Origin of the sequence: Mycobacterium sp. 852002-51163_SCH5372311, from assembly GCF_001667115.1 — a bacterium.
Classification (GTDB): Bacteria; Actinomycetota; Actinomycetes; order Mycobacteriales; family Mycobacteriaceae; genus Mycobacterium.
This window is the reverse complement of the sequence record NZ_LZIJ01000029.1, coordinates 1-14,363: the sequence shown is the minus strand read 5'-3', so window position 1 is coordinate 14,363 and position 14,363 is coordinate 1. Positions and strand designations below refer to the sequence as shown.

8 protein-coding genes are annotated in these 14,363 nt (G+C 64.5%); 4 read left to right on the top strand and 4 right to left on the bottom strand.

What is annotated here, in order from left to right:
- Positions 1-7 precede the first annotated feature (7 nt).
- From A5791_RS04135 to A5791_RS04125, 3 genes are all read left to right on the top strand, one after another.
- Positions 8-1,399, top strand: a complete 1,392-nt coding sequence (locus tag A5791_RS04135) for a wax ester/triacylglycerol synthase family O-acyltransferase (RefSeq protein ID WP_067231552.1) — start codon at positions 8-10, stop codon at positions 1,397-1,399.
- 46 nt (positions 1,400-1,445) lie between these two features.
- Complete coding sequence (locus tag A5791_RS04130) at positions 1,446-2,999, top strand: alpha/beta hydrolase (protein ID WP_067231548.1); 1,554 nt, start codon at positions 1,446-1,448, stop codon at positions 2,997-2,999.
- A gap of 85 nt (positions 3,000-3,084) precedes the next feature.
- Complete coding sequence (locus A5791_RS04125; RefSeq protein WP_156660984.1) at positions 3,085-4,635, top strand: alpha/beta hydrolase; 1,551 nt, start codon at positions 3,085-3,087, stop codon at positions 4,633-4,635.
- Between the two features lie 30 nt (positions 4,636-4,665).
- On the opposite strand, the gene A5791_RS04120 is transcribed toward A5791_RS04125, so the two are convergent.
- The 4 genes from A5791_RS04120 to A5791_RS04105 form a co-directional block, all read right to left on the bottom strand.
- Positions 4,666-6,222 (bottom strand): MFS transporter, encoded by a 1,557-nt coding sequence (locus A5791_RS04120; RefSeq protein ID WP_067231633.1) that lies wholly within the window; start codon positions 6,220-6,222, stop codon positions 4,666-4,668.
- A 304-nt stretch (positions 6,223-6,526) separates the two neighbouring features.
- Positions 6,527-7,777, bottom strand: coding sequence for a cytochrome P450 (locus A5791_RS04115; RefSeq protein ID WP_067231544.1), 1,251 nt, complete (start codon positions 7,775-7,777; stop codon positions 6,527-6,529).
- Positions 7,778-7,929: 152 nt separating this feature from the next.
- A complete protein-coding gene (locus A5791_RS04110; protein WP_067231541.1) occupies positions 7,930-9,558 on the bottom strand; it encodes an ABC transporter permease in 1,629 nt (542 codons plus the stop codon).
- Positions 9,555-10,370: an ABC transporter ATP-binding protein gene (locus A5791_RS04105; RefSeq protein WP_082966726.1), complete on the bottom strand. Its 816-nt coding sequence runs from the start codon at positions 10,368-10,370 to the stop codon at positions 9,555-9,557. Before A5791_RS04105 ends, A5791_RS04110 begins: the two co-directional genes overlap by 4 nt.
- Positions 10,371-10,866: 496 nt before the next feature.
- Between A5791_RS04105 and A5791_RS04095 the strand changes: the two genes are divergently transcribed.
- Positions 10,867-14,363, top strand: a 3,497-nt coding sequence (locus A5791_RS04095) for a non-ribosomal peptide synthetase (protein WP_156660983.1), incomplete at its 3' end; no start/stop codon positions are given.

The window sequence follows — 14,363 nt, the reverse complement described above, 5'->3', positions numbered from 1 at the left end:
TCGTCGGATGCAGCGGCTCAGCGGACTCGACGCCAGCTTCCTCTATCTGGAAACCGAATCACAGCCCCTACATGTTTGCTCGGTCATGGAGCTGGCCACGTCGAGCATGCCTGGCGGCTACACGTTTGACCGGCTGCGCGAGGCGTTGTCGCTGCGGATCAAAGCCATGCCGCAGTTCCGCGAAAAGCTTGCCGACAGTCCGCTGAACTTCGACCACCCGGTCTGGGTGGATGACGAGAACTTCGAGATCGACCGCCACCTGCACCGCATCGGATTGCCGGCACCCGGCGGGCGAGCGGAGATATCCGAGATCTGTGGGCACATCGCGTCCTTGCCGTTGGATCGCCGGCGACCGCTGTGGGAGATGTGGGTCATCGAGGGCGTGGCAGGCACCGATTGCCACCATAGGGGCCGGCTCGGGGTGATGACCAAGGTGCACCACGCCGGGGTGGACGGCGTGACCGGCGCCAACCTGATGTCTCAGTTGTGCACCACCGAAGCCGATGCACCCGCCCCGGATCCGGTGCAGGGCGTCGGCGGTGGCAACGGTTGGCAGATCGCAGCGGGCGGACTCCTCAGGTTCGCCTCCCGACCATTGCAGCTGGCCAGTGTGATGCCGCAAACGGTGTCCTCGGTGGTGACGACGGTGAGGCGGGCGCTGGACGGCCAGACGATGGCGCGTCCCTTCGCCGCACCGCCAACCGTGTTCAACGCCAGCATCACCGGTCGACGCAACGTCGCCTACGCCCAGCTGGATCTTGAGGACGTGAAGAGGGTGAAGAACCACTTCGGCGTCAAGGTCAACGACGTCGTGATGGGCTTGGTGTCTGGCGTTCTGCGGCAATATCTGGCTGATCGCAACGCTTTGCCCGCCACATCGCTGGTTGCGACGGTGCCGGTGTCGGTGCACGGCAAATCGGATCGCGCTGGGCGCAACCAGGTTTCGGGAATGTTCTCCAGCCTGGAAACCCAGATCGACGACCCCGCAGAACGCTTGAAAGCCGTCGCGCAAGCGAATTCTGTTGCCAAAGAACATAATTCGGCTATCGGCGCCACGCTGCTGCAGGATTGGACGCAGTTCGCCGCGCCGGCAGTGTTCGGGATCGCGATGCGGGTCTACGCCAAGACCCGGTTTACCGAAAGCCTCCCGGTGCACAACCTGGTTGTCTCCAACGTGCCGGGCCCCCAGACGCCGTTGTATCTGCTGGGCTGCGAGGTCAAGGCGATGTACCCGTTAGGGCCGATTTTCCACGGCGCGGGGCTCAACGTGACGGCGATGTCGCTGAACGGCAAGCTGGATATGGGTCTGATTTCGTGCCCGGAACTGGTGCCGGACTTATGGGAGATGGCCGACGAGTTCGCCGTCGTAATGGAAGAACTGCTCGCAGCTACCCGGTAAGGCCGCCAACCGGCACCGTGCGTGTCCTCTGGCAGCATATGTTGGCATGTGCCTGTCTCGCCGCGACAAGATCGCGCGCACGCTGCTGATCTCGATGGCGACCGCCGGCGTGGCGATGCTGCTCGCCGGCTGCCTCCGGGTGGTCGACGGGCATCCTCAGATGGCCGGACCCAGGCTCGGCCAGCCGATTGCGTGGTCGGCATGCCGGACCACGGGTTCGGGCAAGCTGCCGGCCGGCGCAATGTGCGGCAAGCTCGCAGTGCCGGTGGACTACGAACATCTCAGCGGCGATGTCGCGGTGCTCGGGCTAGTTCGCTTTGCTGCGACGGGCAACAGAATCGGATCGCTCGTCATCAACCCCGGCGGCCCGGGCGAATCCGGCGTCCAGGCCGCGCTCGGCATCGTCCAGACATTGCCGCCGAAGGTCCGCGAACGCTTCGACCTCGTCGGGTTCGACCCCCGCGGGGTGGGGTTGTCGCGGCCGGCGATCTGGTGCAACTCTGACGCCGACAACGACCGGCTGAGGACCGAGCCGCAGGTCGACTACAGCCCGGCCGGCGTGCAGCACACCGAGGACGAGACCAAGGAGTTTGTCGCCCGCTGCATCACCAAAATGGGCCTGACCTTTCTGCGCAACGTCGGGACCGTCAACGTCGCCCGCGACCTGGACGCGATCCGCGCAGCGCTGGGCGACGCCAAACTGACCTATCTGGGCTACTCGTACGGCACCCGGATCGGCTCGGCCTACGCCGAGGCCTACCCCCAGAACGTGCGGGCGATGATCCTCGACGGTGCCGTCGACCCCAACGCCGATCCCATCGAGGCCGACCTGCGTCAAGCCAAGGGATTCCAGGACGCGTTCAACGACTACGCGGCGGATTGCGCGAAAAAGCCGACCTGCCCGCTGGGCAGCGACCCGGCCAAGGCCGTCGACGTCTACCACAGCCTGGTTGATCCGCTGGTCGACCCGAACAACCTGATGGTCGGCCGGCCGGCGAAAACCGAGGACCCGCGTGGGCTCAGCTACAGCGACGCCATCATCGGCACCATCATGGCGCTGTACTCGCCGACGCTGTGGCACCACCTGACCGACGGCCTGACCGAGTTGCGCGACAAACACGGCGACACCTTGCTGGCGCTGGCCGACATGTACATGCGCCGCGACGCGAAAGGCCACTACAACAACGCCACCGATGCGCGGGTGGCGATCAATTGCGTTGACCAGCCGCCGGTTACCGACCGGGCCAAGGTCGTCGACGAAGATCGCCGCTCCCGGGAGCTCGCACCATTCATGAGTTACGGGCAGTTCACCGGTCACGCCCCGCTGGGCACCTGCGCGTTCTGGCCGGTGCCGCCGACCAGTAAGCCGCATGCCGTCTCGGCGCCCGGAATGGCTCCGACCGTGGTGGTGTCCACCACGCATGATCCGGCCACGCCCTACCAGGCCGGAGTGGACCTGGCCAACCAGCTGCACGGCTCGCTGCTCACCTACGACGGCACTCAGCACACGGTGGTCTTCCAGGGCGAGAACTGCATCGACAACTACATCACCGCGTACCTCATCGACGGCACCACGCCACCGTCCGGCGCCAAGTGCTAGACGGCGCTGGCGCCGTCATCTCACCCCGGGGCTGTGATCAAGGCGTGACCGATTCGCGTCGCGGCGGGAATCCGTGGCTGCAACGATGACAGCCATGTCGCGCCGCGGACCAATGAGCTCGGCGCTTCTTTCTTTGGTGTTGCTATTTGGCGTCCAGCCGGTGGCCGGCGCCACCCCCGAACCCGGTGCGGGCCAGACGCAGAGCCCGCAGCCCCCGGCGATGGCGCAGCCGAACTGGGGCAGCTGCAGCGAGTTCCTGAGCGACACCAAGGACATCCCCACCGCGAAGTGCGCGACGGTGTCGGTCCCCGTCGACTACAACAACCCCGGTGGCGCGCAAGCCAAGCTGGCGGTGATCCGGATTCCGGCAACCGGCCAGCGGATCGGCTCGCTGCTGGTCAATCCGGGCGGCCCCGGGGCGTCCGCGGTCGACATGGCGGCCGGTTTGGCGCCCGACCTGGATGGCACCGAGTTCCGAAGCCGCTTCGACCTGGTGGGCTTCGACCCGCGTGGGGTGGGCCATTCGACGCCGGCGCTGCGCTGCCGCACCGACGCCGAGTTCGACGCCTTCCGTCGTGACCCGATGGTCGACTACAGCCCCGCGGGGGTTGCGCACATCGAGCAGGTCTACCAGCAGTTGGCCAAAGAGTGCGCCGACAAGATGGGCACCGCGTTCCTGGCCAACATCGGCACCGCGTCCGCCGCGCGCGACATGGACATGGTCCGCCAGGCGTTGGGCGACGAGCAGATCAACTACCTGGGCTTCAGCTACGGCACCGAGCTTGGCACCGCCTACCTGGAGCGGTTCGCCGATCATGTGCGGGCGATGGTGCTCGACGGCGCCATCGACCCGACGGTGGGCCCGATCGACGAAAACATCAAGCAAATGGCGGGATTCCAGACCGCGTTCAACGACTATGCCGCCGACTGCGCCCGTTCGCCGGCCTGCCCGCTGGGCACCGATCCGGCCCAATGGGTCAACCGCTATCACGCACTGGTCGACCCGCTGGTCGCCAAGCCCGGCCCGACGTCGGATCCGCGCGGTCTTTCCTACGCCGACGCGACCACCGGCACCATCAACGCGCTCTACACGCCGACCCACTGGAAGTACCTGACCAGCGGTCTGATCGGGCTGCAAAATCACACCGACGCCGGGGACCTGCTCATGCTCGCCGACGACTACGACGGCCGCGACAAGCACGGGCACTACAGCAACGACCAGGACGCCTTCAACGCGATCCGTTGCGTCGACGCCCCGTCGCCGACGGACGCGGAAAGCTGGGTGGCCGCCGACCAGCAGATCCGCCAGGCCGCGCCGTTCCTCAGCTACGGGCCGTTCACCGGTCACGCACCGCGCGACCTGTGCGGGCTGTGGCCGGTGCCGGCGACGACATCCCCGCACGCCGCGCCTCAGGTCCCGTTCGGCAAGGTGGTCGTGGTCTCGACGACCCACGACCCGGCCACGCCGTACGAGGCCGGGGTGAACCTGGCAAGGCAGCTGGGCGCCCCCCTGATCAGCTACGACGGAACCCAGCACACGGCGGTGTTGGGCGGCAATCCGTGCGTCGACGGCGCGGTGATGCGTTACTTCGTGGACCTGACAGTGCCGCCGATGGCGTTGCGCTGCCAACCGTGAGCCGGTGACCGCGGACTGTGAAATTGGATGCTAAAGGCACCCGGTGGAGTCGGTGCTGTTGGGCGGGTTGGTATTTGGCTCCAGTTCCCCCGCGTCGAAGGCTTTCTTGACTTCTGCCGCATGCGCCACCTGCTGCGCACTGTAGCCGATGAGCAGCGCCACGCCACAGACGAGAACGGCCACCGCAGCCAGCCATCGGAAGCCGTAGGTGTACGCCTGGTCCAGCGCGTGCAACTGGGCGGCGTTCATAGACTTCACCGGGCCAATGGTGCCGCCCAGGTGCAGTGCGCGCGACGTGATGGCGGCCTGGACGACGGCCAGCACCACCGGCCCGCCGAGACGGGACAGCATGAGCGAGATCGCCGATATTGGCCCAATCCGGTCCAACCCGACGCTGGCGATCAACGCGAGCGCGAGCGGCACATTGATCACGCCGATACCTATACCGGAGATGACAAGGGGCAACACCAAATTAGGGAAGTACGGGACGCCGCGGTGGAGGGTCGAGGCGTACAACACGGCGCCCAGCACGATAACGCCGCCGACGATCACCACCACCCGCGGCGGGAACGAGATCACCATCCGCGACGCCGCGCCCGCCCCGACGCCAACCGCGATGACGAACGGGATGAAGCCAACGCCGGCGCGCAGCGTGCTGTAGCCCACGATGTCCTGCACATACAGGCCGATCAGCAGGGTCAGGGTGAACATAACCCCACCGGCCAGAAAGATGGCCGCAAACATGGCCACCCGATTGCGGTCGACGAACAAACTAAAGGGCAGGACGGGGTTCTCCGCCCTGCGCTCCACCACCACGAACGCCACGGAAGCGCCCAGGGCCACCACAGCCGAACCGATCGTGGTAGGCGACAGCCAGCCCTTCTCCGGCCCCATCGAGAAGCCGAGCACCGCCGCGGTAACGACCAACGTGGCCAACCCGGCCCCGGTCGCGTCGAGCTTGATCCGCTCCTTCTGCGTTTCCCGCAGCGCCTTGTGGGCCAGATAGAGCACCAGCAGCCCGATCGGCACGTTCACGAGAAACACCAGCCGCCACGACACCTCGGTGAGCGCTCCGCCCACCACGAGACCCAGCACCGAGCTCAGGCCCCCGATCGTGCCCAACACCGCCATCGCAGCATTGCGCAAAGGCCCCTTCGCGAACGTGGTCGCCACCAGCGCCATACCGGTCGGTGCGATGATCGCCGCGGCCACGCCCTGTAGCAGCCGCGCCAAAACGAGAACTGTCCCGTCCCAGGCGATGCCGCATATCGCCGAGACGATGGTGAACAGCGCGACGCCGACGATGAAGGCGCGCTTGCGCCCGATCGTGTCACCGAGGCGGCCACCCAGCAGGACCAGCCCGCCGAAGGTCAGCACGTAGCCGATGATTACCCAGCTGCGCGCGGCATCGGAGATGCCGAGCTCATTCTGGATCCTAGGAAGCGCGACGACCGCGATCATGCCGTCCATCGTTGCCATCAACTGCATGAGGCCGATCGCGGTAACCGCGGCTATAAACCAGCGAGGCGGCAGCCTCATCGAGAAGTTTCTGCTGCTACGGCCTTGCGTGGTCGGTTCGACCGGCATCGGGGTCGTTTCGCGCGACGTGTCGTCCAATGGAGTACTGCCTGCATCGTTGAGAGTCGGCTTTGCGGGTACCCTACGGCAACCTTAAGAAGTCTTAGCCACAAACCGGACCAGATACACATTTTCGGTCACCGGTCGCGGCTGATAATCAGCCTCCTGCTTTCCGTCGGCTCGGCAGCGACAGTGCCGGCGTGTGGGATCAAGCTGGCGCCCGGCCGAACCATCTGATGGTCGCGGCGTGACGGCGCTCATGCTGAGTGTCCGCACACCGATTCGATGAACCGCGTTGTCGCAATAGAACAACTCACTGAACCGGAGTGAACTCGAGATGCAATTCCTTGAGGCGCCTGAACAAGAAGGTGCGGTCCCATTTGAGTCGACGATCGCCTACCGGACCATGGTGGGCTTCTGCAAGTCGAATGTCGGCCATCCGGTCGAGGATTCGTTCCAAACTAACCCGCGCTTCGGCGCGGGCAATCGGGGCGCCCGGACAAGTGTGGATGCCACGGCCGAATGCGATGTGTTGCAATATGTTTGGGCGTTCGAGGCGGAATTCTCTGGGCTCATCGAACCGTCGTGGATCGCGGTTTGCCGCACCATTCATTACCAATACGCTGGTACCGGCTTGCACATCGACGTTGCCTATTTTGGTGGTGCGCCGCGCCATGCGGAAGTTCGATTTGATCGGGCTTTCGAAGCGCAGCATTTCCTCGATGAACGCGGGGATCTTTGAGCGGTCCTCGCGCAGCTGCTCTTGCAAGTCCGGTCGCTCCGCCAGCATTAGCATTGCGAGACTCAGGAGATCGATCGTGGTGCCGTGGCCGGCAGCGAACATGAACGTGGCAACGCGGGCAACGTCAATCGCGGCGGGCGTCGTGCCGTCGGGAAACTTTGCCAGGGCAAGCTCGGTGAGCACATCCTCGCGCGGTGTGCGCCGCCGCTCCTCGATGTACTCGACGAACCACTCCTCTTTCACGCCAACAAAACCGCTACGTTCGCCTTCGAGCCTGCTGGCCGTCGCAGCGCGGCGGAATCGGTCATGGTCCGCCTCGGGCACGCCCAGCAGATTGGTGATTGCGACGAGCGTGAACGGAAAGTTGTAGTCGATGACGATCTCGCACTTGCCCTGCGCGACGAAGCAGTCGAGTTGTTGGTCGGCCAGACGCCAAAGGAAATCCTCGTTCTTTTTGAGCTGCTTTGGCGTAAACAACCTGTTCAACAGCGAGCGGTGCGCCGTGTGCTTCGGGGGATCAAACGTTATGAAGTAGTCGCCGAACGTAACCTTGTGGCGGTGCTGTTCGATCAGATCCGAAATGTCGTCACTGCCGGTTTCCTTCGGAATCCCCGACCATGGTCCGCTGACTATGTTGCACACCGAAAAGTTCTGTTCGGCGTCGCGTTGGACGGCGACAGCCTCGTCATACCCTGACACCATCACCACGCCATGCGCTGGCTCACGCCGTATTGGGCAACGATGGATCGCGTCGTAGTAGTCGTTGGGGTCATCGACGAGGGACTTGTCGGTAAAAAAATCGAGGTTCTCGAGTCCGCTCAATCCGCCTCCATCGCCTAGCAATAGACAATAGGAATGTTAGGCGTCTCGGCGCATATACCGGAATAGCGGCTCGAAACGCATGGGACGCGACGGTGTAACCCGAGTCCGGCTACACCAGCGCCTAGCGCGCCGCATTTCGGCGGTCCTCGCGGTTACGCTGCCAAATCGCGCCGGACGTACCCATACACTCCGAGCCCAGTCAGGGTCGCGGCGATGAGCAACAGAATGGCGGTGGCCGGCCAATTGGGGGGTGTGTCGGGTACGGGTGCGAGGTGCGCCCACGGCGACAGGTTCATAATCCAGCGAGGGGCTTTCGTGATCTGCATGATCATGTTCACCAGAAATCCGCCCACCAGCGGCAGTGCACCGATCGCGCCGGCGGCGGACGGTAGCCACCCGATACCCACCGCGGTGGCCCCGGCGGCGAGCAATGCCACCGGAAGTGAATTCAGCGCACCCGCCACTGAATCGCTCAACTGCAGTGGGGTGCCGGTGACTTTGGCACCGCCCCAAAGGGCGATCGCGCCTGAGCAATGCAGGGCAACCATCCCGCCAACCGTGGCCGCCGTCTCGGTGCACATCAGACGTACGCGCGAAACTGGCTGGGCGAACAGCAGGGTCCACCGTCCGGCTCTTTCGTCGAAGACCATGGTTGCAAGTCGCATTGCGGCGTACAGCCCGGTTGGGACCGCGAGCAGGCCGAACAGAGCCGCAGCGATGACAAACAATTCGTGGCCGCGCAGTCCGGCGGCCGCGGCGAGTTCAGCGAACCGCCGGTTGTTTTCGATCAAATCGAGGAGATAGGCGAGCATCGCGCCGACCAGAAAGTAATATGCGGCGATCACCACCGCCCACCCCAGCGTGGTCCGCGCGGTCCGCTGAACGGCAAACCCGCCGATCGACTGCAACAATCGGGTTCGTGGAGCTCGGGTATTTCGCAACGCCACAATCCCGTCGCCCAAATCGCGGTGATGGGCCGCGAAGAGGGCTGCAGCGGAAAGCACGATCGGAAAGGCGCCCAACACCATCAGTGGAGCGATGCGATTGTCGGCGTACGGCGCCGAGCGTGCTGTTAGCCCGAACGGCGTGGCCCACGCCATCCATGCCAGCTGATGCGAGCCATCGGCGATCATGCGCAGCAGCACGCCTACCCCAATTGCCGCGACCGTAAATCCCGTGGCACTGGATTGCCTCGGCATCACTTGTGCGGCGAGCAGAGCTGTTGCCGCGAAAGTCAAAACAACGCCCGTGATCCCCGCTGCGTGTATCACCGCCCCGGTCAGTTGAGTACCGGCCGCCAATAGGGCCGCCGCGACGGCCGCGCCGATCAGCATTGCGGATCCAATGAGGACGGCCAGGTAGCGGACGACCAAATCAGCCTTCCGCAGGCGTCCCGCAAGAAGCAGATCCCATCGCCCGCCATCCTCCGCACCGCGGGTAAAACGCGTCACGGCAAACATGATCCATACGCTCGCGAGTAGCGAAACAGTTGTGCCGGTGCGCCAGACGGTGAAACCGCCAGGATCGTCGAGAGCGACTGGCGGGCCCGCCAACGTCCTCACGGCGGGATTGTCGGCAAGGGCGCGCATACCTGAGGCATCCAGCAAGTTGTTCACCAACCGGTATTGGCTGGCGGCCAATACGGACATTCCCCCGCAAATCAAGGCGACCACCACGGCACCAAGGCGAAACTGGCGCGCAGCTAACCGGCTCACAGTCCGGCCCGGCCCGAGTTGCGGCCCGCCGGCCAGCGGCGAACCGGGCGGCGAGGCCGTTGTCATCGTGCAGCTTGTCCGTAATAGGCGAGAAAAATCTCTTCGAGTTTCGGTTCGTGCATAGTGATCGCGACAATGTCGGCTGCCGCGAGTGCTCGAAACGCGGCTGTCGGCGAACCAGTCAAGTTGAACCGCAACCGTTCGCCGTCCAACCGCTCGACACTCGACACACCGTCAACTTGCTCCAGGCGAGGTTGAACGCCGTGATAGGTCACCTCGACCACCGTTTGGTGCAACTGGCGTAGGTCAGCGATGCTGTCAACTTCGACGAGTCGCCCGGCCCGTAAAATCGCAACGCGGTCGCATACGGCTTCTACCTCGGCGAGCTGATGAGAGCTGAGGAAAACCGTCTGGCCTCGCTCGCGTGCTTCTGCGACGCAGTCGCGAAACCTTCGCTCCATCAACGGGTCCATGCCGCTTGTCGGCTCGTCGAGCACGAGCAGCGGGGCCCGTGTCGCGAATGCCGCGACAAGCGCCACCTTCTGCCGGTTGCCGGTCGAGTATGTCTTGGCTGGCTTGTTGAGCTCGAGATCGAAACGGTCGACCAACTCGTCGCGGTACGCCGCGTCGATACCGGGACCCACGCAGCCAAGCAGCTCGAGGATTTCGGCGCCCGTCATCCTTGGCCACAGTGCGACATCCGCGGGCACGTATGCGATGTGACGATGGGACCGACGGACGTCACCCGCAGGGCAACCGAAGATCTCCGCAGTGCCTGCGGTGGGACGAATCAATCCGAGCAGCAGGCGAATCGTCGTCGACTTGCCTGCGCCGTTGGGGCCGAGGAACCCGAACACCTCGCCGGGGGCGACGGTCATACTCAGGTCCTCGACTGCGACGACGCGCCCGAACCGTTTGGTCAGACCCTCGACATGGATTGCGGGGCTGAGAGCGGTTTGCACCGGGGATTCCACGCCCCGAGCGTAAGTCACCTGCGCTGAGGGATTCGCTTATTGCAGGGTCTTCGGGCGCCGAGGACCCGGGTGAGACCGGCTCCTTCAGCACAAGGCAGGCATGTCCGAGCGCAGCATTAGCGAGCGCCGAATGTTCCTCTGTCGGAAGGGTTTCCGTCCCCCGGGTGGGCAGCGCTACCAGCGACGAGTCGCCCGAGGCGGTTTGAGGAAAGCGCAAACGGCACAATCCTGCGGCGTGGCATCGGCGGGGTCCGAAATCTCAGGGTTTTATCAGGAAGTTTGCCGAAACGCCGGACCGACCTCCTTGGCAGCAGTAGGGTTGGGATCGCCTGACTCATATCTGCGCGGGGCGGATGGCGGGGAGCCTAGGCAAAGGCAAGTTCATCTTCGGGGTGGGTAGATGGATGAAACTCACGGCCAAGCTTTACCGCTGACGCGCGCACAGTTAGACATCTGGCTTGCGCAGGAAACAGATCGCTTTGCTGCGCGGTGGCAGATGGGCGAGCTTTTTCGAATCGAGGGCAGGGTAGATCCTGGTTTGCTTGAGCGCGCGATCGTTCAAGTGGTGCGCGAAGCCGAACCGTTTAGAGTTTCCTTTTTCGAAGTGGACGGCCACGTTTTCCAGAAAGCGGTTGATTACCCGGAAGTTGAGCTTGCTTGCCATGACCTGACGGGCTCGCAAGATCCTGTCCAGGAAGCCCATCGGCTGACATCTTCGATTCAGCATACGCTGATGCCGCTTAGTGGGCCGCTGTTCAAATTTGCGTTGTTACAGACGCGGGTGGATGAATTTTATTGGTTCGTCTGCTGGCATCATATAGTGGCAGACGGGGTCGGCCTTGCTCTTGTTTGTCATAGGATCGCACATGTCTACTCCGCAATGGCTTCAGGCGCGCCGATTCCGCCTGCTTTTTTTGGGCCCCTGCGTGATTTGATTGCTTGCGAGTTGGATTACCTTGCGTCCACCGATTACCTTGATGATCAGGCTTATTGGACCAAGAACCTGCCTTCGGACAGCGAACCGCGTTATCGGTTGGCATCCGCCGCGGACGAGCGTGATCCGTATGAGTCTTCTGTACCAGTTGAATTGGACCCTGTCGTCGTCGCAGGGATGCAGAAGTTGTCGCAGGCGTTGCGGGTGCGTCGCTCGTCGGTGATTACTGCGGCGTGCGCGCTGCTGGTGCGTGGGTTCGACGACGAGAGCTCAGAAGTGGTGCTCGATTTTGCGGTAAGCAGGCGTGCGCGTCCGGAAATACAGATGGTGCCAGGAATGGTTTCCGGGGACGTCCCACTGGTGCTGAAAGTCTCGCCGGCGTCTGCAGTTGCTGGTTTCTGTGAACATGTCGACACACGACTGCGGGAAGCGCTGCAGCATCAGCGTTTCCCGGTGCGCCTTCTCGAAAACGAGGCGCGTCTCCGCGGCTCCGGGCAGGCGGCAAATCGCGTAATTGTCAATTACATCCCGACTACTCATTTGATGGATTTTGCTGGTGCTCCGGCATCGGGGACCCTGACCCATACTAACCTCGTCGATCAGCTTGGACTGTTCTTTTATAGGGACGAAGATCGGCTTTTTCTCAGCACGGCGGGTGCTGGGCAATTGTTTTCAAATTGTGATATCCGCGATTTAGTGAAGCGGTTGGAGCGGGTGCTGGCGGCGATGAGCGCCGACCCGACCCGGCCGCTGTCGTCGGTGGATCCACTCGATGAGGCTGACCATGCCCGGTTGGATGAGCTCGGTAACCGAGCCGTGTTGAGCAAGCCGGTGACCGCGCCGGTGTCGGTTCCGGTGTTGTTCGCCGCGCGGATGGCCCAGACACCGGATGCGGTGGCGCTGATATCCGAGGGGTGTTCGTGGACCTATCGCGAGCTGGATGAGGCCGCTAATCGGTTGGCGCACCTGTTGGCTGGCCAGGGTGTGGGCCCGGGAGCCTGCGTGGCGCTGCTGGCGGAGCGTTCGGGCGAGGCGGTCGTGGGGACGTTGGCGGTGCTCAAGACCGGGGCGGCATATCTGCCGATCGACCCTGCGGTGCCGACGGCCCGTATGCGGTTCGTGCTCGAGGATGCCGCGCCGACCACCGCTCTCACGAGCACCGGGCTGGCCAGCCGGCTCGATAGCGCCGGGCTGACCGTCGTCGATCTCAGCGATCCCCGCATTGAGACTCAGCCCAGCACCGCGTTGCCGGCGCCGGCCCCCGATGACATTGCCTACCTGATCTACACCTCGGGCACCACCGGTGTGCCGAAGGGGGTGGCCATCACCCACCACAACGTGACCCAGTTGCTGGCATCGTTGGATGCCGGCTTGCCGGCGGCGGGGGTGTGGGCGCTGTGTCATTCGTTGGCCTTCGACGTGTCCGTGTGGGAGATCTTCGGTGCGCTGCTGCGCGGTGGGCGGCTGGTGGTGGTGCCCGAATCGGTCGCGGGCTCACCGGAGGACTTCCGCGAGGTGCTGGTCGCCGAACAGGTCAGCGTGCTGACCCAGACGCCGTCGGCGGTGGCGGCGCTCTCCCCGCAAGGGTTGGAGTCGGCGGCGTTGGTCATGGCCGGTGAGGCGTGCCCGGTCGAGGTGGTGGATCGGTGGGCGCCGGGACGGGTGATGGTCAACGCCTACGGCCCCACCGAGACCACGATGTGCGTGGCAATCAGTGCGCCGTTGACGGCGGGCGCGGAGTTGGTGCCGGTTGGCGCCCCGGTACCCGGGGCGGCGCTGTTTGTGATGGACGGCTGGTTGCGCGCGGTACCTGCCGGTGGGGTCGGTGAGCTGTATGTGGCCGGTCACGGCGTGGGCGTGGGGTATGTGGGTAGGTCGGGGTTGACCGGGTCGCGGTTTGTGGCGTGTCCGTTCACCGGTGCGGGGGCACCGGGACAGCGCATGTATCGCACCGGCGATTTGGTGCGTTGGGGCGCTGACGGGCAGCTGCAGTATCTGGGGCGCGCCGATGAGCAGGTCAAGATCCGCGGGTATCGCATCGAACTGGGGGAGGTGCAGACCGCCTTGGCCGGGCTGGACGGGGTGGCGCAGGCGGTGGTGATCGCCCGTGAGGACCGCCCCGGCGACAAACGCCTGGTCGGTTATGTCACCGGCACGGCGGACCCGAGCGAGATACGCGCACAGCTGGGCGAGCGGCTCCCGCCGTATATGGTTCCGGCCGCGGTGGTGGCCATCGAGGCGCTGCCATTGACACCCAACGGCAAACTGGACACCCGCGCCCTGCCGGCACCAGAGTCCCAGGATGTTGCTGGTTACCGGGCCCCTGGCAGCGCCGTTGAGGAAATCCTGGCCGGCATCTACTGCGACGTGCTGGGACTGGAGCGGGTCGGGATCGATGACTCGTTCTTCGACCTGGGTGGGGATTCGCTCTTGGCGATGCGCCTGTTCGCGGCGATCAACACCGCACTGGACGCCGACCTTTCGGTACCCACCGTGTTCGAGGCGCCCACTGTGGCCCAATTGGCGTGTCGTGTCGGTGTGGGTTCGCGGCGGCGTGAGCCGCTGGTAGCGGTGGCGCGGCCGGCGGTGGTGCCGTTGTCGTATGCCCAGCAGCGGTTGTGGTTTATCGACCAGTTGCAGGGGCCCTCCCCGGTGTACAACATGGCCACCGCGTTGCGGCTCGTCGGCGAGTTGGACGTCGAGGCCTTGGGTGCTGCGCTCGGTGATGTGGTGGGCCGCCATGAGAGCCTGCGCACGCTGTTCGTCGCACCCGAAGGGATACCTCAACAGGTAGTTGTCCCTGTAGAGCGGGTCGACTTCTTGCGCGATGTGGTTGATGCCAGTGCCTGGCCGGTTAGCCGGCTGGATGAGGCGATCGGCGCGGCGGCGCGGCACAGTTTTGATTTGGCGTGTGAGATCCCGTTGCGGGCAACACTTTTCCGTCTTGGTGACGAGGACCATGT